Annotated in this window: 18 protein-coding genes; 2 read left to right on the forward strand and 16 right to left on the reverse strand. The window is 35.5% G+C overall.

The window, feature by feature from the left end; genetic code table 11:
• Window positions 1–488: 488 nt before the first annotated feature.
• From A9178_RS01465 to A9178_RS01520, 11 genes are all read right to left on the reverse strand, one after another.
• Window positions 489–4,445, reverse strand: coding sequence for a P-loop NTPase (locus A9178_RS01465; protein ID WP_068672141.1), 3,957 nt, complete (start codon window positions 4,443–4,445; stop codon window positions 489–491).
• 664 nt (window positions 4,446–5,109) lie between these two features.
• Entirely contained in the window at window positions 5,110–6,603 is a 1,494-nt protein-coding gene (gene rlmD / locus A9178_RS01475; RefSeq protein WP_068672143.1) for a 23S rRNA (uracil(1939)-C(5))-methyltransferase RlmD, read from the reverse strand.
• Between the two features lie 680 nt (window positions 6,604–7,283).
• The gene (locus A9178_RS01480; protein WP_068672144.1) at window positions 7,284–9,545 is read right to left on the reverse strand and encodes an ATP-dependent DNA helicase; all 2,262 of its coding nucleotides are present in this window, start codon (window positions 9,543–9,545) and stop codon (window positions 7,284–7,286) included.
• Window positions 9,546–10,229: 684 nt separating this feature from the next.
• Entirely contained in the window at window positions 10,230–11,012 is a 783-nt protein-coding gene (locus A9178_RS01485) for an ABC transporter permease subunit (protein ID WP_068672145.1), read from the reverse strand.
• Window positions 11,009–11,902 (reverse strand): ABC transporter ATP-binding protein, encoded by an 894-nt coding sequence (locus A9178_RS01490; protein WP_068672146.1) that lies wholly within the window; start codon window positions 11,900–11,902, stop codon window positions 11,009–11,011. The genes A9178_RS01485 and A9178_RS01490 overlap by 4 nt, the downstream gene beginning before the upstream one ends.
• Before the next feature lie 12 nt (window positions 11,903–11,914).
• Window positions 11,915–12,115, reverse strand: coding sequence for a PLD nuclease N-terminal domain-containing protein (locus A9178_RS01495; protein WP_068672147.1), 201 nt, complete (start codon window positions 12,113–12,115; stop codon window positions 11,915–11,917).
• 2 nt (window positions 12,116–12,117) lie between these two features.
• Window positions 12,118–12,333, reverse strand: coding sequence for a transcriptional regulator (locus A9178_RS01500; protein ID WP_068672148.1), 216 nt, complete (start codon window positions 12,331–12,333; stop codon window positions 12,118–12,120).
• Window positions 12,330–12,653: a YxlC family protein gene (locus A9178_RS01505; RefSeq protein WP_068672149.1), complete on the reverse strand. Its 324-nt coding sequence runs from the start codon at window positions 12,651–12,653 to the stop codon at window positions 12,330–12,332. The genes A9178_RS01500 and A9178_RS01505 overlap by 4 nt, the downstream gene beginning before the upstream one ends.
• A complete protein-coding gene (gene sigY, locus A9178_RS01510; protein ID WP_068672150.1) occupies window positions 12,653–13,183 on the reverse strand; it encodes an RNA polymerase sigma factor SigY in 531 nt (176 codons plus the stop codon). Before sigY ends, A9178_RS01505 begins: the two co-directional genes overlap by 1 nt.
• A gap of 535 nt (window positions 13,184–13,718) precedes the next feature.
• Window positions 13,719–14,975, reverse strand: a complete 1,257-nt coding sequence (locus A9178_RS01515; protein ID WP_068672151.1) for a CynX/NimT family MFS transporter — start codon at window positions 14,973–14,975, stop codon at window positions 13,719–13,721.
• Window positions 14,976–15,010: 35 nt separating this feature from the next.
• Window positions 15,011–15,682, reverse strand: a complete 672-nt coding sequence (locus A9178_RS01520; protein WP_068672152.1) for a FadR/GntR family transcriptional regulator — start codon at window positions 15,680–15,682, stop codon at window positions 15,011–15,013.
• Between the two features lie 250 nt (window positions 15,683–15,932).
• On the opposite strand from A9178_RS01520, the gene A9178_RS01525 reads away from it, so the two are divergent.
• Together A9178_RS01525 and A9178_RS01530 are read left to right on the forward strand one after the other, a co-directional pair.
• Window positions 15,933–16,127: a hypothetical protein gene (locus tag A9178_RS01525; RefSeq protein ID WP_068672153.1), complete on the forward strand. Its 195-nt coding sequence runs from the start codon at window positions 15,933–15,935 to the stop codon at window positions 16,125–16,127.
• Window positions 16,128–16,348: 221 nt separating this feature from the next.
• Entirely contained in the window at window positions 16,349–17,050 is a 702-nt protein-coding gene (locus A9178_RS01530; protein ID WP_231889787.1) for a DUF2161 domain-containing phosphodiesterase, read from the forward strand.
• 131 nt (window positions 17,051–17,181) lie between these two features.
• On the opposite strand, the gene A9178_RS19095 is transcribed toward A9178_RS01530, so the two are convergent.
• From A9178_RS19095 to A9178_RS01550, 5 genes are all read right to left on the reverse strand, one after another.
• Window positions 17,182–17,322: a hypothetical protein gene (locus tag A9178_RS19095; protein ID WP_197482134.1), complete on the reverse strand. Its 141-nt coding sequence runs from the start codon at window positions 17,320–17,322 to the stop codon at window positions 17,182–17,184.
• Window positions 17,323–17,697: 375 nt separating this feature from the next.
• Window positions 17,698–18,054, reverse strand: a complete 357-nt coding sequence (locus A9178_RS01535; RefSeq protein WP_068672155.1) for a hypothetical protein — start codon at window positions 18,052–18,054, stop codon at window positions 17,698–17,700.
• 333 nt (window positions 18,055–18,387) lie between these two features.
• Window positions 18,388–19,869, reverse strand: a complete 1,482-nt coding sequence (locus tag A9178_RS01540; RefSeq protein WP_082918050.1) for a tripartite tricarboxylate transporter permease — start codon at window positions 19,867–19,869, stop codon at window positions 18,388–18,390.
• Between the two features lie 32 nt (window positions 19,870–19,901).
• The gene (locus A9178_RS01545) at window positions 19,902–20,393 is read right to left on the reverse strand and encodes a tripartite tricarboxylate transporter TctB family protein (RefSeq protein ID WP_068672156.1); all 492 of its coding nucleotides are present in this window, start codon (window positions 20,391–20,393) and stop codon (window positions 19,902–19,904) included.
• A gap of 86 nt (window positions 20,394–20,479) precedes the next feature.
• On the reverse strand, window positions 20,480–21,490 hold the full coding sequence (locus tag A9178_RS01550) for a tripartite tricarboxylate transporter substrate binding protein (protein WP_068672157.1): 1,011 nt from the start codon (window positions 21,488–21,490) through the stop codon (window positions 20,480–20,482).
• Window positions 21,491–21,523: the final 33 nt, after the last annotated feature.

Genomic DNA, 21,523 nt, shown 5'->3' on the forward strand with positions numbered 1-21,523 from the left:
TTCGGAGTTATAATAGAGTTTTGCTAACAAAATCAAGAAAAGCACGAGGAAAGATAATCGAGGAAAGAGGCTTAGAATAAAGATAAAATATTGGATGAGTATTGATTTATTATTAAAATTAATATTGGCTAAATCCAGTAATCGCAAGGGTTTAGGAACATAACTGTATTGAAAAGATATTGGAAAAGACATGAAAAAACTCGGGCTCCTGGTGAGGAAAACCCGAGTGAATGTTGAGTTTAATATTGAAAAATCAAATGTTTATTATTACAGAATTGGTGTTGGGATTAGCAAATGTTTATTATGGTTGCCAAATGTTTATTCGTGATCTACACTTTTAAGGTTAGCAACGCACAGCACTCCACATGTGTCGGCCTTATTATTGGAACACAATTCATTTGGTGATTCTTTTTTTTAGCATTTTACTTGGTGGTAAAATTATTAAAAAACTACATCATTTTATTCGGCGGTAGAATAAACATCCTTTATTAAAGCTTATATCTATTATAATGCTCGATCAATACAGAATATAATTCATTTAAATCTTTATCATCAAAAATATAATCATCATCGAAAACTCTCTCGCTGTAGTCTTTTGCCTTGCGGATCAGATAATCATTCGTAAGTTTTATTTCACTTAATAATTCATTAACCCGCTTTCTTACTTTTTTCTGTTTTTCATTAATATGTGTTTTAAATTTTTCATTATCAAAACCTAGACGAATTTGAGAGTATTTCCATAAAATTAAAAATAGTTCTTCATATTTTTGGAAAACATCTTTCGGCCGCTCTTTAATTTCATAAAAAGAAGACTTAAATGGTTTTAAATAACTTCTTTCAACCTCTAAAGGAAATGGTGGGTTTTGTTTTTCTAAAGCTGTAGCGTTGTCTTCCACTATTAATATATTTACAGCCTCTAGGTAATCCTTACTTATTCTTATACCCTGCTCTTCTATCATTCTCCCTGAGTCATCAACAAACATTACAATTACGAAGTCAATATTAAAATCTATAACAGGTAATAGACTGAAAATTAATTTACCATTATATTCATCACTGAAAATATTGGCATTTTCAACTAAGAGTGGAAGGTAACTTAAAGCATCTGCTTTTATAACTTCATCAGGATATGTTATTCTAATATCTTCTGGTTTAATTGCCTCAATTTTTTGTTTTAAATCATTTATTAATCTTTTGGAATAATTACTGTACCAACTTTTTATGATTGATTCGGTCGCAACACGTGAGTTTGGATGATTTATATAATATAGATTATACATATATAACTTCTCAATACTTGCAATTTCCTTTTCTTGTAAATTAGAAGAACCTTCAAATCGATGCCCTGATTTCAGAATTATCTGGTTAAAAAACTTATGTATTTCTTCCAATTGATTTTTAGCATTAAGAAGATTATACATAGCAAGTTTAGAATTCTTTTCATCTCTTACAACAATTCCAACCATTTGATTAATATAATTCCTAATAGATGAAAAGTATCTATTTTCAACCTTAGAAATGTCAGTGGGTATATATTTATCCTTCCTGAAAGGCCTATATTCACCCGGATAATTATAATTCATTCTTAAAGTTGTAATAATTCGATCTCTCAACATATCAATTTCTTTGAGAGCATTATTGCTCATCTTTTGGCCGTTTAAAGTTCTCTCTAACCATTGAATGTTTTTCCGAAACAAATTTACTATATCTTGCCTAATGTTAATCCAATGATTAATCCAATCAAACACAGTAGAAGCTTCATAGTTTGTTAAAATAGTGTTCTGCCACAACTTTGCAAACTCCTTGTGGAACATTAATATTATATTACGCTTAGGCATATTTTTAGCGGAATCATCTTTCATCCTATAATCGTCAAAAAGCTCTATTTTAGGTTTTATGGATTCTGATTGATAAAAATCATAAATCGGCAGACTCTTACATAATAATTTTATTCGTTTTACACTTTCTATATTTCCGTTATCATAATCAGTTGGCATTAAAATATATTCGACATACAAGCTATTTTTATCATCACTTTCTTTTACCTTAATTGAATTAGTTTTAACAGTTAAAAAGTCCAGTAAATCACTCTTCTTATCTTTTATAAACTCTAAATAACTTTCTTTATGTGATAAATAGTAAGCCAACATTAAATCGGAAAAACTACTTATTGACCATTCATTTCTGTCTCTCCAGGCTTCTTTTATAAAATCTTTATTAACCAATCCAAATGAATCATCTGTAGTAACTAGCCAATAATTTAAAGTTGCAAAATAATCTTGATTGATTTTTTGTTCCTTTTTCAAATTAATAGATAAATAATGAGCATAATAATAATAATCAGATTCCTTAATATTAAATTTAGGTATTTCCTCAGCCAATTTCTTTAGACGTTTAATATGAGTGTCGTTAGGGTGTATTTTAGCTAAGTCAGTTAAAGCTTCTAGTTTCTCATTGAACCCTTTGAAATTTGAATAGGGGTTTATTTCAATTAAAAAAGGAAAAATACCACCCAACGTATTGACCTCATCAAAGTAATATTTATTTGAAGTATAGTAGCGCAATATGGAACCAGAGAATAACCCTATAATAGCGTTTAAATGAAATTCATAACTTCGACCTACTGTTTCAATAACTAGATTTTCATAAAAATGTTCTTTTTCTTCGTAGATATGGGAAGGTATATTAGAATAAAGGGACGCTATATACAGATTATCTACAAGCGATAATAAATCAAAAATAATATTCTGTTTTGATAAATTTGAAATACACTCTAAAATATGTTGGGATCTAATTGGATGAATCCCTGTAAAATACCTATCATTCTCAGCTCTTTTAATGAAGTATTCCTTTTCCATTTCATTAAGGACTTGAGTAATATTAAATTTCCCTCTTAACTGATAGAAACTTATCAGTTTTTCAACTGTAACTGAAACTCCCATTGTATCTGCTAAACATATTTTGGATAAAACATCATATTTAACCCCGCTTTGGTCTTCTGAAGCTATCCTAGCCATTTGGGAGTTAATTCTTTCTGACAACATCTCACCTTGAGTTAATAAATAAACATATTCGATTAATAATCCCGAATCTTTTACTTGTTCCCATGAACTTTCCCAATTTGAAATACTAGAATGTAGCCTTTCGTTTCTTCTTAATGACTGATAAATCTCTTTAGCCTCTTCCTGATTCAAATAAACTTCGATTACCTCTAATTTCCTAATAGCACTTTGATCCCCTGCGTAATGAAACCAATCTTCTTCTCTAGAAGTAATTAATATTTTGTAGTTTGTACCAATTTCCTGCTGTAGAAGCTGTGCTAAATAATTCCATTGACTTAATTCAACGTTCAAGTTATCTAACAATAATAAGGGAATCTCCCCGACCTTAATTCTTGATTTTATAAATTGGATAATATTATTTAACTCTTTTGTGTCATTACACCATGTGAGATGTAATATTGAATAGCAATTTCTTAATTCATACAGAGTTTTCCAAGCTAATGTTGTTTTTCCCTGTCCACTTGCTGCTTTTATTACAGTAATATCATTTTGTGCTATTGATGCTTTGATATTACTCTCCATAACTTCTCTATCAACTGGATAACCACTAATAATATCTGAGGGCGTTGCCTTCTTCCCTTCAAAATATGTATCATCATTTGCTTTTAATACATTTTCAAATTTGACTTCTCTTAACCACTTATAAGCTGGATTTTTATTACCTTTATTAATTGCCTCAGAAACACTTAGGATATATTTATCTAGCTCTTGTTTATTCATTGTTTCTCTTTCCTTCATTTTACTAAAACACAAATAGAAAAGAGAGTGTCCGTATAAAACTTCATTTCCAGAATAAATATCATATCTTTTAATAAGAAGACTTCGAATAAAACTTATTAAATTTTCACTTTTAACCCTCTTAAATCTTAATTGTCTAAAAAAATTATTTATATTAAAATTCTTCCAGTCCCATCTTGGATTATCTACCCTAATTTTATCAATTACTTTCATCCAATACTGTTCAGCATTTTGATCCAAATCCATCTCTGGCTCTTTCTCAATTAAATTTTTAAATTGACCATCCGCTATCTCAAAATCATAAACCAATGTATAGTAACGGGTCGTATCTGATTGATTAACCAAATATATCTCTAAATAATTCTTTAAGATATCTTTCATATAACTTGCATTTTGTCGATCCTGTGAAAACTTAACTTGTATATGGTTTTTGGTTTGAATACCTTTTAAATTGTACATATCAATATCTTCAACGCCTTCAAATCGAATTGTTTCCGCTTCTGAAGTAACTTTATAAAGAAGTATATATGCTGAGTATAAGCATTGATAACTAAACCCTGTTAGTGCTATAGCTCCACCTAGTCTGTTATCTTCTATCTTTTCAATTCTTACTTTTTTATATTCTTCCTGATTATCGATATACACACTAAATCTCCTTTCTTAAAGTCATTACATATTTTTACTTATATCTATAAGTTAGATTTATCACAAATTTAAATATACAATAATTTTGCATATAAACATATTCTTTTCCATGTACATTTTTCCTATAATAAAGGAGTTAATGATCATTTAGTAAGAGTATAACAGTAACTCCCTTATCTCACACTTTTCCATTAAATTTATTTATATCGCTCAAAGACTAGATAAATGGTTAGTGAGACTTAGAATTTAAAACCATTTAGGGTACTATCTCCTAAGCTTTATTTATTAGATAGTTCTGAGATATTTTCAACTACTCCTTTTATATGCAATTACAACTCACCACACTTACAAATGAAAAAATCTTCCACTCTTTTGATATATTGTATCATTTAGATAAAAGATATTGTAAGATTATGAAACTATATAAGTTTAATCAACTTATTAAATCGATCTTTCAAATTTACTACAAAATTAAAACGCCTACCGCAATTATTTTCAATTTGCTTTTGGCGTTCTAATTTCTTATCTCTTATTTTTTGTTTTCCCACACCCAGATTAATTACCACTGAAACGGTAATGTGGTTTTTCAGTACCTTATTTCTAGTTTTTTCACCTTCTCCTATAAACATGAAATGCTTGTAAAAGTGTTTAAAACTAAGGATTTCTATATAGTTTTTCTTTGTAGCAACGCCACACACTCCACATGCACCGTCTGTGGAAACATATCCACTGGCTGAATACCTTTAACCTCATACCCGTACTGGACTAAATATTTCAAATCTCGCACCTGGGTCACCGGATTACAAGACACATAAACGATACGCTTTGGCTTAAGTTTCACCACACTAGACAAGAATGCTTCATCACTTCCGCTTCGTGGTGGATCCATAATGACTACGTCAGCTTTTTCGCCTCGTGTTGCCATCTCAACCATGAATTTCCCAGCATCTCCTTGATAGAAACGAGCATTTTTTACGCCGTTTCGCTTTGAATTGCGGATTGCGTCTTGAACAGCATCCTTATTCAGCTCTACCCCAATGACCTTGCCTGCTTTTTTACTTGCAATCAGACCAATCGTACCGATCCCGCAGTACGCATCAATTACTGTTTCCCTTCCGGTCAACTGAGCCATTTCAATGGCTTTTGCATATAACTTTTCCGTCTGGACTGGGTTGATTTGATAGAAGGATTTCGCGGAAATGTCAAACTTCAGTCCGCATAAAGTGTCTGTTATCGTCCCTTTACCGAACAGCACTTTTTCTTGATCACCTAAAACCATGCTTGTATCCCGATTATTCACGTTCATGAGGATGGTCGTAATCTCTGGGTGAGCTTTCCTTAGAGCTTTTACAAAATTATTCTTACCCTTAAATATAGGGGAAGCTACAACCAGCACCACCATGATTTCACCACTGACCTTGCCGACCTTTATCAGTACATGACGTAGGAAGCCTCGTCCAGTATCTTCATTATATGGCTGCATTTTAAAAGACTTCATCAAATCCTTAATGGTTTGCCAGATCTCATCCGCTTTAGGATCGTGAATAAGACACCGATCCATTGAAATAAGCTGATGACTATTCTGAGCGTAAAGCCCACCAATAATCTGCCGTTCCTTATTCAAACCAAATGTCGTATGACTTTTGTTCCGGTAATCATATGGATGCTCCATCGTTAAAATGGGTTCCGGTTTACCGAATGGTTTCATTAATTTATCTATCGTTACCTGCTTGAAACGTTCTTGTGCCTGCTCGTTCATATGCTGCAGTTGACATCCACCGCAATCATAATAATACGAGCATCTTGGCTTCACTCGGTCTTTAGACGGGGTGATTAATCGCTTCAGTTTCGCATCAACATCTCCTCCATTAATGGAAATGGTTATCTCAGCCGTTTCGCCTGGCATTAAATGTTCTATCTCTAGCTTTTTCCCTTCCCATTGAATAATGCCTCTCCCTTCATTGGTCAGCCCTGTGCAGGTCACCACTACGGTTAGGCTTTTCTTGTTACGTCGATGCTTATTGGTTGAAGCGTGCTTACCTTGGGATTTGTCTCCCTTTCGAGTAGCCATTCCCAAATGCTTTTTTCCGTGTGATTTATTCGATTGATTGCGTTTTTGTTTCGATTTTATATATCCACTGTTCTTTTGTTTATTCATAGGCACTTCCCATCTTTTCTTCTTTGACACCTCATTATATATTACTCAATTAAAATCGTAAAACACATGAATGAAAAAAGCGCCACAACATACTGAATTGGGCTGATTCTTCAAATACTTTAAGTTAGTAGGAATTGACACCAGATTAATAATTAATTATTTTACAAGAAATAATATCAAACAGGAACATTTGTACTATAATCTATTTGTAATAGTTTGGTAACTCAAGGGTGATTGGCTCACTCCCAGGAAAGGGGGTGACTTCTTTGACAGTATTTGAAACATTAATGTTTGCAGTAGCATTCGCAGCATTGATTGTATCAATACTTTCAATAAATCATAAAAAATAACCCATCCTTGAGTTAGCCGCTCAGATGGGTCACATACCACTGTAGCCAGCCCCTTGAAGGGACCGACTATTATACTTGACTACTTGATGTTAGAGCATCGGGTAGTCTTTTTTAATATACGTTTCTACTACCTTAACTATACATAATTTTTGTGAATTTAACAAGTATGGCTTATGTGTCAATTGTTGTTGTTAAGCTGTTAAAACATGTATTATTATGGAGGTTTATAAACCCCTTATTTTAAGCATATTATCAAACTAATTATTTAATCCATTTAGTTTAGCAGTTGCAGCTAATAGTTGTTAAATAACAAAAGATCCACCCCAAGCTTCACATGCCAACCCTATAATGCAACCACTCAGAAGGCAACAGCTCCTGATACTTCCTCTGCAAAAACCGGTCATCAACCAATGCGATCACGCCAGTATCAGAATCCGAACGAATGAGTCGTCCGCCAGCTTGCAGAACTTTATTCATTCCAGGGTAAACATAAGCATAATCAAAGCCATTCTTTCCAACTGATTGGAAATAGTCTTTCATCATATTTCTTTCAAAACCAATCTGCGGCATTCCGACCCCAACAACGATAACACCTTGTAATCGGTCAGCTTTTAAGTCCACACCTTCAGAAAAAATTCCACCAAGTACAGCAAAGCCTATCAACCTTTCAGCACGTTCCGAGTTAAACTCTGCCAGAAACTCTTCCCTTTCTACCTCCGACATTCCCACATCTTGAATAATCGTAGAGAACTTTGGATATTTATCAGTAAATTGCTCATACGCATTTCTCATATATTGATAGGACGGGAAGAAGATTAAGAAATTTCCTTCCTGCTTATCTAACAACTCTTTGAAAAAGTGTATCATCGGTTCCATTGTCTTTTCTCTATCCCGATATCTCGTTGATAACGGTTGAATGATAACCTCTGTGTTTTCTCTCGCAAAAGGAGATGGAATGGAGATAACATAATCATCAGATTGACCACCAAGTAGATCTTTATAGTAATCGGCAGGTTTTAACGTTGCGGAAAAGAACACCCTTGCTTTAAATCCTTTTCCCATTTTTAAAATTTGCTCTGAAGGGTCCAGGCAAAATAACTTCAGCTTCACTTCGCTCTTTTGAACGTCAACATAAGTAACAAATTGGTTATTGTAAATTTCCGCTATTTTCACAAAGGTTTGAGAGGCAAAGTACGTATCTAGCAACAATTCATGATCCATCTTTACTAACTCTACTTCCGCCTCCATGATGAATGTTTCTAGTAATTCTACTAACTCCTTATCTAAGTCTTTCCGTAAATACTCCTCAGACTTCTTCACCTGTAATAAGTGGTCATTGATAGCTTTAGCGGCCGTGCCAAGGGAGGTCTTTTTAAATTCTCTTTTCAGCTGCAAAAAGTTGGATTTATGAATTTCAGCGGAATACATTTCCCTCGCACGATCAACTAAGTTATGCGCCTCATCTACTAGTATGGCAGTTTTCTTTTTCTGTTCTTCCATTAACCGCTTCAACGATACCCTCGGGTCAAAAATATAATTATAATCACAAATGACAGCATCAACTGCATAAGCCAATTCAATCGAAAATTCAAAAGGACAAACCCGATGCTTTCTAGCGTATAGCTCAATTACCCCACGGTTCATCATCTTTTCATTTTCCAAAATATCAATAACCGCACCATTTATTCGGTCATAAAACCCATTTGCAAAAGGACAATCTATACTCGTACACATGGTTTCTTCTTGAAAACAAATTTTATCTTTGGCGGTAATGGTCAGAACCTTCATATCTAAACCATGATCAATCAATAGTCGAAATGCTTCTTCTGCCTCTGTTCTTGTGATCGTTTTTGCAGTCAAATAAAACATCTTCTCTAATTTTCCTTCCCCAATTGCTTTGATAGCAGGAAAAATAGTAGAAATTGTTTTACCAATCCCAGTAGAAGCACTTGCAAATAATGTCTTTTTATCTACAATGGTTTTATATACTGCCCCAGCAAGTTTTCGTTGACCTTCACGATAGGTTTCAAACGGAAATTCCAGTGCTTTACTTGTTTTATTTCTCTCTATTTTGTGTTTTATCTTCACTTTTAAAAAGGTAGCATATTTCCGGGTAACTTCATAGACGAAGGATTCCATTTCTTTATACGTCATAACACGCCGAAATTGCTTTTGTTCAAGCGATTTTGCTTGTACATAGGTAAGCTGAATCGTTACCTTAGATAAATCATGGTCTCCGGCATAAATATACCCATAAAAAATAGCTTGGGCCCAGTGTACTGGATGCGTATTTTCCTGAATCTCATCCAAGTTATTTACAGTGGACTTTATTTCATCAATTGTTATAAAGTCTCCATCTTTAAGCAATCCATCACATCGTCCATCCACCCGAATAACGAACTCTTCAACAGGAATTTCTGCTTCTACAAAAACTTCCTTCTCATCTTGTTCGCGATATCCTCTTTGGATCAATTGATGGATTCTAGTTCCTTCTGTCATCGTTGTTGCAGTACGGAAACCAGACTCAATACTCCCGCTTCGATACACGTATTCAACTAAATTTCTTACTGAGATTCTTACTACGTTTGTCATCATATCACCTAATATTATTCATTAGCATTAGTTTATCAGAGATTGGATTGGTTTGGACAAATGAAAAGGTTCATAAAATAAATTTACTGATGATTCTTCGCCGTAACAGATATCGGTACTTCACCTTGCTATAGGATTAAGAGAAAGAATGAACAGAAGGACCCTCTTCACTTTCCTATTCATGCCTCCTCTACCATAAAATGAATCAAACTCTACAGCTCATAGGGAATTAATCGTTGGTTATGATAGAATTAAATCTAGTATTTCAAACTGAATGTGGGGGATCCTATTTTTAATTCCTTTCTTATTAGAAGGGATATGTTAGCTCAATTATGTAATGTTTTTTGGAAAATTAATAAACCAATAGATAAAATTTATAAAGACTCTTTCTTTCACGATTGTACACAGGGCAAGAAATCAAAAGTATACGAATCTGGTTTAGCGGGTGTAGTTTGGTTGATTTTATTATTTTAATGAAAAAGGGTCCGTCCCATTTTACGAATATTCGTGAAGTGGGATGGACCCTAAAATGTAATATATCTATAATTAGGGAGAAGATGATGATTGAATGAAATTAGAAATACTTCAATTTCCTTTTAAGACTAGCAATCTGGAGTTAGTCCCTTACTTTGAAAACACCCCGGGGTACCTACTCGACATAGGACGCATCTCACCGGCTCCGTCTTAGTTTCCAAAACGAACAAGTTTTTTAAATAAATAAACTGCTAATCCCAAAAAAAGAATAGATAATGTCAACGTACTAACAGACACAAGTAAAGTAGAACTACCCCATTCTCCTTCTATTAAAATTTTCGAGGTCTCTGTGCTCAAGTTACTTGGGCTCCACTCCATATATTTCGGAAACAAGGTAGTTAACAAACTAAGCATCGCTAAAAACAAAATACTCATTCCAGCGATTCCGCCACTATTCCGTAACACTGTTCCAAATAATAGTGTAACCGCAGTAAGTAGAACAATCCAAAGACTATAAACTCCTAAGCTTCCAAGCATCAAGATCCATGGAACATAGTTAAATAGGAAATTTGTATAATACCAAGTGAAGAGATAACCAGCCGCAAATGCTACTAGTAAAATAAATAGCTGTGCTACGTATTTGCTAACTATATACTGGAATACCCTTACAGGTCGCACCACTACAAAAACGATTGCCCCAGTTTGACGCTCCTGAGAAATAACATTCATCAATGCCAACACAAATAACAAGGTACCAATCGTTCCAAATTGAGATAAAGTAGCAATCAATACTTCCTCACCCGATGGTGTCGGTATATCGATGACAGCTCCTTCTGGAAGATTACCAGCCATTTCTAGTATTTGTGGCATATAGTAGCTTGTGATTGGTTGCATCATACCGATTACCATCATGACAATTGGTAACCAGATCCATTTTCCATTTCGCAAACTTTCCTTCATTTCTTTATTAAATAGAATGATAAAATTCCTCATCGCTCCATCACCTTCATAAATGCGTCTTCCAGTGAATCCTGTAGTAATTCAAAATGAGCAAGTGTTCGTTTGTTTTCTATAAGTGTCTGAACTAGTTGATTAGAATTCGCTAAACTTTTCAACCGAACCTTAACTGTAAAGGAATCTACATATTCTATTTCTTCCATGAAATCTAGCTGATCTAGTGCCCCATTTATAGGTTCTTTCGTTTGAAGCTTAATCGCAAGTGAGTTATATTCCTTTTTTAACCCTTCTAATGTTCCACTCCATTTTAATCTTCCGTCTTTCAACATAAGGATGTCCTCACATACTTGTTCTGCATCATGTAAAATATGTGTGGAAAACAGAATAGTCATGTTGCTTTTCAATTGGTCAAGCAATTGAAGGACATCTCTTCTACCAGTAGGATCAAGAGCAGAAACCGGTTCATCTAATATAAGCAATTCTGGTTCATGCAATAAGGCTTGAGCAAGGCCGAGTCTCTGCTTCATTCCTCCAGAAAACCCACCAATCTTCTTATTTCTAACATCTTCTAGTCGAACAAAAGCCAATGTTTCTTTTAGTCGAATTGCCAACTGTTTTTTCGGAACATGTGACAATTCCCCTGCAAATTGAAGGAACTCCTGGGCTGTCATCCAATTGAAAAAAGTTGGATGTTGCGGTAAAAAGCCAATTTGTGAACGATTATCTATTTGTTTATTTCCTACAAATTCAATCGTACCAGATGTCGGCTTGAGTAAACCTGCAAGCATTTGTAATGTCGTTGTTTTTCCCGCACCATTCGGACCAAGTAAGGCAATACAGCGCCCCTTTCCAATCGAAAAAGAAATCGGATGGACAGCTGTATGTTTTTTAAATTGTTTGGATACATATTGAACGGTAACTAGCAATTTCTTCCCTCCTTATACATTTTTGCGACCGAATATGAAGTAAGCCACTGGACCGATCATACTGACAAATACGATGATCGGTATCCACATCCATTTCGGTCCGTTTGTTTCGTCTTGTTTCGCCCAATTTACAAGCGCAAATATCATTAAAATAAGTTGCAACCCAATCAATGGTGCGATAAGAGCCCAATTTAATTCAGTAAAAGTTTGCATGTTTATCTCCTTTCTTCCTTACGTTTTTGTTTTCGCTTATGAGGTACAATGACAAATAATAGATAAAATACAGTTGGCGTTGGAAACTGGATCAATCCCAAAATCCCCCAAAACCAAGCAAAGCTATTTCTCTTTTTCGCATCAATAAAAAGGAACGTACTTTGAACGAGTAAGATCACAACAATCAGTACAATCACGTACCATTCTAATTCATTCATAGGTGAGCTTCCCTCTCTTTTTTCTTCCTGTTTATTAGGACAAAGTAAACAATTGGTCCAATAACTATCGCACTTATTTCAATTACAAGAAAAAGAATCGGAGCTTGAACTAAGCTGATGATAATAAAACTTATAATGAATACAGCTGTTACGAAAAATAGGATCAATTCTTTTAAAAATGCTTTTTTCCGTTTTTCTTGATAGATCTTCAATTGTTCTTTCATTTCTAACCTAGTTAACACGTGATTCTCCGCTAATTCATCTAATTGTTTCCAATCAAGTTTTAGCTTTTCCAATTGAGACTGCTCTTCTTTCTTCATCAACTCTCTCCTTTCTTAAGTCTAGCTATTCCATGATGAACCCTTGATTTAACCGTTCCTGTTGCAATTCCCATGATTTGACCCACTTCTTCATAGGAATAGCCATAATAATAATGTAAAAGAATCGGGACTCTCCACTTATCTTCTAATTGGTTAAAATCCGTAAAAGCATCGCTCCATTCCATCCCTTTTGTTTCTGCCTGCCAAGTTAGCTTGCGGGACAGTGTCCGCTTCATTTCCTTGAGCCAATTCTTTTCCCGTTTTAACTTCCGTAAGTAATCTAAATAAGCTTTCGTTGATATGGAGATCATCCAAGTCGAAAATTTTCCTTTTCCTTTAAAAGAAGCTAAATGGGTATAGCACTTTAACATCGTATCTTGTGCCAGGTCTGCACTAACTTCTTCATCCAGTGTAAGTTTCAATAAATATTTATATAAAAACGAATAGTGGCGCTCAAAAAGTTGAGTGAACGCCCCATCATCTCCTGCTCGTGCTCTTTCAATTAAGCGCCCATCTTCCTCCTGCTCCATACGATGCTCCTTTCTAACTGAATCAATTATTAGACGTTTGAAACTACGAAATCGTTCATTTTATTTTCTATTTTTCCCTTTTCTTGAATTATCCTCAAAAAATCGATATGTATCATTTTTAACATTATCTTATAATTTGACTAAATCAAATGAACCGTATTAATTAAAACTACATTTCTAGCTTCTTTCAATGCCTGTTCTACTAATCGTCTATGCTGGTTCGTTTTAAAAAACTTTCATCAACTCATAAAAAATACCCCATCCTTGAGTTAGCCACTCAGATGGGTTACATACCGCTGATGTTTAATTTTTTAATTTATATTCATATTATGTACTAAAAACTTTTATCCAAGCCCCGTATTGTAAGCATATTATCAAACTAATTATTTAATCCATTTAGTTTAGCAGTTACGGCTAGTTGTTAAATCCTATCAACCTTTCAGCACGTTAAAAACAGGGTCAGCCCTCACTCCGCTAAAGTGTTAGCGAAATGAGGAACTGACCCTGCAATCAATCCAGTTCCTTTTATATAATCTTAGCCTACATGTGCCGAGGAAGCTTTTGATGATTGTGTATCTGCAATCACTCTATTTTCCCCAGCTTGGATTCCAGCAATTAAAATGATTACCGAAACAACAAGGAGCGTAATCAGTGGAACCTGCCAACCGCTCGTTATATCGTGGAACGCACCGAACATGGTGGGCCCGATTGCTGCTAATAGATAGCCGAACGATTGTGCCATACCAGACATTTCCGCTGCCTGTTTTCCATCACTTGTACGAAGACTGAAAAACATCATCGACAAACTAAAAGCACTTCCGCCAGCAATGCCGATCAGAATAACAGATATGGCTAGAATAAAATGGTTACTAGTCAGTAATAATCCAGCAATTCCTACGATAAATAAAATAGCTGCAAGTGCTGATAGGACCTTCTGATTACTCATTTTTTCTGCAATAACAGGGATGATAAAGGTTATTGGAATAAGGGCAAACTGCATCAGAAATAGCATCCAGCCAGCACCACCTGTACTATATCCGTTGGCTTGCAATATTTCCGGTAACCATGTAATTAGTGTATAGAAAATTAATGATTGTAACCCCATAAACAGTGTAATACTCCATGCCAAAGGTGACTTCCAAATTGAATTCGCCTTTTTCGATGGGGTTTCCGTTGCTAGTAATGATTCACGCTGTTTTTGTTTTCCTAGTTGTGGAATCCAGACCAACAGTGCAATGAAAGAGAATATCCCCCAAAAAGCAAGCGACCCTTTCCATCCGATCCTTCCAATCGATGAAATAGGTACACTTAAACCGGAAGCCAAAGCACCAAACAAGTTCATAAAAACGGCATAGACTCCAGTCATGATCCCAATTTTTAAAGGGAAATTCATTTTAATAAATCCAGGTAATAAGACATTACCAAAAGCAATCGCTATTCCAATAATCATTGTTCCGACAAATAGAGAGACGGAACCAAATGAAGACCGTACGACCATCCCACAGAATAAAAGAATTAAAGAAATGAAAATAGTCCACTCCATTCCAATCCGATTTGCTATTTTCGGAGCGAATGGGGAAAGAAGTGCAAATGCCAGTAAGGGTAAGGTTGTAATTGTTCCAGCTAACCCATTGCTAATGCCTAAATCATCACGAATAAAGGAAATTAATGAACCGACTGATGTTAATGGTGCCCGTAAATTTGCACCGATTAAGATAATCCCAATGAGCAATAGCCAAGTTTTTTTCCGCCCTTGTGTATTTTCTAAGGATGTTGATATGTTTTTACTCAAAGCTTTTCCTCCGTATCTTTTTAAAAAATTAATGCCTACAATCGTTGTTTGAACGCATGAATATATTCATTCACGTACTTTTTAGCCCCTTCGACGTCCTGTTCTCGAATCGCTCGGACTAATTCATGGTGAATTTCTTTGTCATAATCGAATGGGATGTCCATGATCATGATGTCATGAATGGAGGAATATAAAGGGTCTGTCATATACTCATATAAGTCCTGTAGTAGTTGATTATTGGTCGCTTTTACAATCGCTTGGTGGAATGTAATATCCGCTTTGACGAATTCTTCTATGTCATCTTTTTTAGCTGCATCCTGGCATTGTGCCATACACTCCTCTATTTCCTTTACATCCTCATCTGTTCTATGTTTAGCGGCCATCTCGGCTGCCTCACGCTCTAAAGCCAATCGTACTTCGAGCGTCTCGATTAAATTGGATTTTTCGATATGGCGATTAAAGGCGGCTTCCAACGCGCTTGATGAACGAACAACCGTCCCGCTTCCTTGTTTGGTTTCCAACAAACCCGCATGCACTAAAGCGTGAATCGCCTCTCTTAATGTATTACGGCTAACACCAAACTCCTCCATTAGCTCCATTTCTGGTGGTAGTTTTTCACCAATGGGCCACTGCCCGCCTTCAATTAAATGTTCGATTTGGGAAACAACTTGATCCACTAAGGATACTCGATTTGTTTTTTTCAGCATTTCACACACTCCAAATTTGTAGGATGATTGGGATATTGGATATGTTATCATAGCTGAAATTTATTGTAAATAGATTGGTTGGTTTCAGTAGGAAGTACGAAAAATTGGTGGAGTCTATCCTGTTCTGAAATAGTTTCAAACCATGGGCACGATGATAAAGTAACTATACACTATAAGGATAGAACGGATGAAATACGTGTAAAAGACCTATATGATATGGAATGATTTAAATGGGGATGGGTGACTTTTTATGAAAAAACATAATAAAACAGGTAGATTGTTATATTACACCGGAACATATATTAGCGCATTTGGCATTGCATTTGAGTTAGTTGAAGATACACCAGATCCCCTTTCCATAATAGCAATGCCTTTAATTATAATTGGGGTAGTTTTATTAATTGTTTCAAATTTTTTTAGGAAAGATAATAAAGATAGAGATTAAACCTTGAACGAAGGTATTTTCACGTAATAACATTCAGGGAACGTTCTTCCAAAAACAGGTGCCATTCTTGTACAAGGGAACAATGGCTGATTTTTTCAGCTAAAATTAGATATAAAAATAAGCACACCTTTTCAAGACACATTAGACATAACCGTAAATCGTTGAATATGATAGAATTGAATCTAGTATTTCAAAACTGGACGGTGCTATTTTTGGGAAAAGTGAAAATGCAAGAGATTGATTTGTATGAACCAATTAACAAGTATTTTAAGCGTAAAGGATACGAAGTGTACGGAGAGGTTAAGGACTGTGATATGGCAGTCATTAAAGACGACCTACTCATTCTTGTGGAATTAAAACTAAACTTAAGCGTAGACCTACTCATTCAAGCAACGAAACGACAACGGGTGTCTGAGAATGTATATGTGGCCATACCGAAACCAAAAAAGTACAACCCTCGTTCCAAAAAATGGCGAGACACGTGCCACCTCATACAGAGATTAGAGTTAGGGTTAATTCTCGTTTCATTTACAGAAAAGCAAAAACGAGTGGAAATTATGATAGAGCCAACCCCTTTTCACCGTCCGATTAGCATGGGGAAAGCCAAATACCTCAGACAAGCAATCATGAAAGAAATAAATGGTCGAAGTGCGGACTATAATATTGGTGGTTCTAGCAGAAAACAGATTATGACTGCTTACCGGGAAAACTGCATCCAAATCGCTAGTTACCTAGAAGAACACGGGGAACTATCCCCTAAGCAGTTATCGCAAATGGGAACAGGCAAGAAAACACAATCGATATTAAGTAAAAACTATTATGGTTGGTTTATTCGGGTGAAACGAGGAATTTATGTACTAAGTGAAAAGGGAAAAAAGGAATTAAAGCAATACCCTAAGCTGGTGGAGTATTACCGTAAATAAAAGCGCTCCATCCCCATGCTTCCCTTACTCCACCTAAAAACCCCCACTTGTATTCATACATTACAAGTAGGGGTTTATTTGACTTCGACTTCTGATTCTACTGGAAGTTCCGTTTTCAACACGTCCTTTTCTTAATTTGCCAACTTACTATACGCTTTGATTTGTTCTTCTGTTAATTGCCCTATAAACTGATAAAAGCTAACTGACTTCATGCCATATCTTTCACAAATTGACAAGTAACCACGGTATGCTACAACACACATATTTTCCATTATTTTCCCCTCCTATTTGTTATATAACAGAAATAACTTTATGGTGATAATATATAACAGTTTTGCAATTTTGTCAATAACCAGTTTAGAAAAAAGGAAAATAATTACTACAGAAAAAGAAGCCTAAACTGTTTAAATAAATTTTTCGTTTAATCATATTCGTTTATCAGAAAATGATAGACAAGACTCTGTTATAAAACACAAGGACGGTTCTAATACTTCCAACAGAAATGGAAGCATTAGAACCGTTCCCCCTTGCTCCAAACAGCACGGCTGACCATCTATTTATGCTCAGAACGACACCCTTCTACTTATTAGGCTATGGCCTCTAGTTCCTTGAAGAAAGAATTTTTACCTAAATACAATAAAACAACATCAACTTGAGTGAATGAAAAATGGCATGTAGAGTAAAATTCCTAGTAGAATCATCGTAATAAGCAGCACAATACTTTTCCAGCGTTTTCGCCTCCAGAACAAAAGGGAAACGATGATGCTTTGTACAAATATCATTGTTGCCCCAATGATGACCATCCAAAGAGAGCTGATAAAGCTTCCTAACATATTGATGAGGATCCCAACAGGCATTAAAGCGATCACAATGATAGCAACCGGACTTCCTTTAATTCGTTCCAAAATCTTTGTGCGTTCAGATTCAGAAAATAGGTCGTATTCAATAAGCGCAAACCACCCAGTAAGAATAACGATTGTACCTAGTATCGAGATTGAACCCATATGAAAACCTCCTTTATGGTCATTTTAACCAATTCCCTATGTGATTGAAACATCATGGAGAACTAGGGGCTATTATAAAATGAATCAGATCAACTATTCTCATTCCTGATTTGGTTAACCGTCTATTATAATCTGGGTAAAAGCCCCCCCTTATCTTGATAAAGTGTTAGTAAAACGGTATCTTTGATAGAAATGATGGGCATTCCCAATTAAGAAGAGTTAGTGGGGGTTTGAAGACATATAGATATTTATACAATAATGAAAATGGCCTGTCCCCTACCATGCTAAAGTGTAGTATGGCTTAGGACAGACCCCATAACACGAATCCTTATGTTAGCGCTTTAATTTCAACTTTCTCAGAATTGGCATTAATAAAATCATAATTGATATGATGATGAAAAATAGTGATATTGGTCTAGTGAAAAATACCGATAAATCACCTGTAGACGTTAATAGTGCTTCACGTAGATTTTGCTCAAGCATAGATCCTAAAATAAAAGCAAAAAAGAACGGGGCCAATGGAAAGTTCGCTTTTCTCATAAAATAACCTAAAATACCAAACACAATCATAATTCCAATATCAAAAAGACGGTGGTTTATCATGTATACACCAATGAAACAAAAGGCCGCAATGATTGGAACTAAAAATGGTTCAGCTTTTTGAATAAGTATGGCAAAAGCAGGAACAAAAGCTGTATTCAGAATTAACAACAAAATATTAGCAATGAAAAAACCGGCAAATGATGCCCATACTACATCGGATGAGTTTTCGAACAATAATGGTCCGGGCTGCAATCCTACCATCATCAGCCCACCCAACAAGACAGCTGTTGCTGCTGATCCGGGAATCCCTAGTGCAAAAGTCGGAATCAGCGCACCACCTACGGATGCATTGTTTGCAGCTTCTGGTCCACTTAATCCTTGAGGGACACCTGTACCAAATTTTTCAGGGGTTTTGGATAACTTCTTTTCTGTACTATAAGACATGAACGTTGCTAAAAGTGCACCAGTCCCGGGTAATACACCTATAACAAACCCAATAATAGACCCCCTAATCATCGCCCCGAAGTTACTAAGAACCTCACTTACTTTAGGGAATAACGAAGAAAATGTTAGCTTTTCACCCTTTTTGTTTGAAATCTTTTCTTCCAGTCTAATAAGTGTTTCAGAAATTCCAAAAAGCCCGATACCAACGACCGCTATATTAATACCGTCCCATAGTTCTACTATTCCAAACGTTAAACGTTGCGTACCAGTTATAGGATCTGTAGCAATTGCAGAAATTAACAAACCTAATAAAGTAGCAATGATTGGCTTTAATGGCCTTTTTTGAGTTAAGCCGCAAGCTGCAATTAATGTAAATAAAATTAGTGAGAAGTATTCTGTAGGACCAAATATTAGTGCAAGTTCGGCTAATATGCTCGTCAAAAAGACCATACCTAAAAATCCCACAAGTCCACCAATAAATGAACTAATCGCACTTAAAGTAAGTGCGTAACCTGCTTTACCTTTTCTTGCTAATGGATGTCCATCAAAGGTAGTAACAATGGCACCACCATCACCTGGAACATTAATTAAAATGGAACTAATTCGTCCCCCATACATCGTTCCCAAATAGATACTCATTAATAAAATTAAAGCACTTAATTGATCCATTTGAAAGGTTAACGGAAGAAGAAGTGCAATCCCAGTAATAGGGCCGAGTCCCGGTAAAGCTCCAATCAGTGTACCCATGGTTACTCCGGCTACGCACCATATCATCGCATTTGGACTTGACATAACTGTCATAAAACCATCTAGTAGTTCCGATAACAATACCCTCACCTCCTATACGTCGCGACTAAAGTTTATTCGAACATTCCTTTAGGCAATATAAGACCTAACCATAACTCAAAAATAGCATACATTATAAATAAAATTGTAACAGTGAAAATAAGCGATTTAACCCATGGGAATCTTTGTACAACTGTTAGCATCACAAACATAAAAACACCAATAATCGGCAGCATACCGATCACATCTGTTAGTGCAATACATGCAATTAGCGAAATGATTAGTATACATTGCTTGATTACGATATCTTTACGAAAGACTTCTTGACCTCCACTCATTTGATTTACTATGCTTTTCGGGACTCCTTCTTCTTGTTTTTCGGATTTCTTTCTTATCAATGCTATGAAATAATAGCAAACCAAAATTAATAAGATCGCTGAAATAATACGAGGGAAAAAACCTGCTCCTATTAACCCGCTTGTTGTATATAACGGCAATTTGAAAGAAATAAAAAGTAAAAAGCCGGAAACCAAAAGTAAAAAAGAAACAAAATAACGTTCCAGCAACGTAATATACCTCCCTCCAAGGAGTCGCTTTTAGAGGGAGTGCTTGACACACAAAGTACCTACCACTCCCTTTTTTCAATTAAAATTTATTTTTGAAGGCTTTTAAGATATGCTTCATATTTTGAACCCTCTTCTATGATTAACTCTGTATATTCATTTGTGCCTTTAAAGTAGGGGGCTAATCCACGCTTCTTCAGAAATTCCATCCATGCATCTGTTTCCGTCATCTTCTTCAACTTATCTTCCCAATAGCTAACTACAGCATCAGAGACATTTGCACCGGTCCAAATTCCAACGAATCTAGTGTATTCGTAGTCTGTTCCTGATTCTTTCAACGTAGGAACATCGGGTAAAACTTCAGACCTCTCATCTGAGAGTACTGCTAACGCTCTAATTTCCCCAGTCTTAATATAATCTTTTATTACGGCGGGTACCGCAAACGTTGCGTCGACTTGCCCACCTAATACAGCCGTTAGTCCCTCAGCAGCTCCGCCTTTTGGAACATAATTTAGTTTTTCAATTCCAACTTCTTTTCTAAGCTCCTCCCATCGGAATACCTCACCACCTTCAATTGGACCAAGCGTAGCAACCGTCATATCATGATCTGTTTTAAACGCTTCAAACAGATCATCAATGGTTTTATATGGTGAATCTGCTTTTACGATAATAAATATTTCACTAGTTCCTAATGAAGCAATTGGTTTAAATTCAGTAAACTTAATACCAGATTCTGGTATCCAACCAGCACCATACTCAGGCATGACCTGTAGTAAATAGGGGTCATCTTTCTTCTTTGCAGCTTCTTTTGCGGCAACAACACCACCAGCACCTGGTTTATTTTCAACAACAAATGGCTGTTCCATTAACCCTTCACTATTCAAAATTTCGCCTGTTGTTCTCATAATTAAATCCTGTCCCCCACCCGGTGCAAAGCCGACAAGGGCGTCAATTGGCTTATTTGGATAATCCTTTGGAAGTTCCTCATTTCCATCTTTAGATTTTCCTGCATTCGATGCTGTACTTGATGAATTACACGCTCCTAAAAATAAAGCCAGCACCATTACTAGTAGGCCTACATAAAATGATTTTAACCTCATTTTTTCACCTCATTATTTAATTACACCTTGTTA

Source organism: Oceanobacillus sp. Castelsardo (assembly GCF_001659985.1).
Classification (GTDB): domain Bacteria; phylum Bacillota; class Bacilli; order Bacillales; family Amphibacillaceae; genus Oceanobacillus.

Coding starts and splice junctions, on each gene's coding strand:
- A9178_RS01500 (WP_068672148.1), bottom strand. CDS start 12,333: ATGAATGAATTAGAATGGTACGTGATTGTACTGATTGTTGTGATCTTA.
- rlmD (WP_068672143.1), bottom strand. CDS start 6,603: ATGAATAAACAAAAGAACAGTGGATATATAAAATCGAAACAAAAACGC.
- A9178_RS01505 (WP_068672149.1), bottom strand. CDS start 12,653: ATGAAGAAAGAAGAGCAGTCTCAATTGGAAAAGCTAAAACTTGATTGG.
- A9178_RS01520 (WP_068672152.1), bottom strand. CDS start 15,682: ATGCTGAAAAAAACAAATCGAGTATCCTTAGTGGATCAAGTTGTTTCC.
- A9178_RS01525 (WP_068672153.1), top strand. CDS start 15,933: ATGAAAAAACATAATAAAACAGGTAGATTGTTATATTACACCGGAACA.
- A9178_RS19095 (WP_197482134.1), bottom strand. CDS start 17,322: ATGGAAAATATGTGTGTTGTAGCATACCGTGGTTACTTGTCAATTTGT.
- A9178_RS01495 (WP_068672147.1), bottom strand. CDS start 12,115: ATGCAAACTTTTACTGAATTAAATTGGGCTCTTATCGCACCATTGATT.
- A9178_RS01550 (WP_068672157.1), bottom strand. CDS start 21,490: ATGAGGTTAAAATCATTTTATGTAGGCCTACTAGTAATGGTGCTGGCT.
- A9178_RS01480 (WP_068672144.1), bottom strand. CDS start 9,545: ATGACAAACGTAGTAAGAATCTCAGTAAGAAATTTAGTTGAATACGTG.
- A9178_RS01535 (WP_068672155.1), bottom strand. CDS start 18,054: ATGGGTTCAATCTCGATACTAGGTACAATCGTTATTCTTACTGGGTGG.
- sigY (WP_068672150.1), bottom strand. CDS start 13,183: ATGGAGCAGGAGGAAGATGGGCGCTTAATTGAAAGAGCACGAGCAGGA.
- A9178_RS01485 (WP_068672145.1), bottom strand. CDS start 11,012: ATGAGGAATTTTATCATTCTATTTAATAAAGAAATGAAGGAAAGTTTG.